The 458-nt window shown below is 67.9% G+C and carries 1 protein-coding gene; it reads right to left on the minus strand.

Annotated elements, in window-relative coordinates:
• Nucleotides 1-198, minus strand: a 198-nt coding sequence (locus tag IF37_RS45395; RefSeq protein WP_037858482.1) for a hypothetical protein, incomplete at its 3' end; no start/stop codon positions are given.
• Nucleotides 199-458 lie beyond the last annotated feature (260 nt).

Below are 458 nucleotides of genomic sequence, written 5' to 3' on the forward strand. Positions count from 1 at the left end.
CCATACCAGCTGCGCCGGCCCCCTACCCGTGATCCGGAGCGTGCCTTCGCCGTCCGCCGTGGCGTGGATACCGCGCGCTCTCAAAGCACCCACCAGCAACGAATCCCACTCCTTCAGCCCCTTGTTCCGCAGGTGGTTCAGCCATGGGCTGATGGGAACGTCGAGTGGGCGGCCGGTGGCGGGATCCTCGATGCGCACGACCTCATCGCTTGCGGGGACGCTGGTGCTGCGGTCCCTTGGCGGGGGGCGGGTGTGGAGCGGTGGTAGCGGTGGTGGAGGTGGAGGAGTGTTTCGGCCAGGGCGGCGTTTGTGGCTTGTGGGGCCTGGGTGGTGCGGAGGTGGTCGAAGACGGTGCCGAGGGTTGTGTGATGGTGGGCGGGGTCGCGGAGCAGGGTGAGTAGGTGCTCGCTCTGCGTGGGGGTGAGGACGGGGAGGTGGGTGCCTGTCTCTTATACACA

It is taken from the genome of Streptomyces sp. NRRL S-31 (genome assembly GCF_000718775.1).
In the GTDB taxonomy this organism is placed as follows: Bacteria; Actinomycetota; Actinomycetes; order Streptomycetales; family Streptomycetaceae; genus Streptomyces.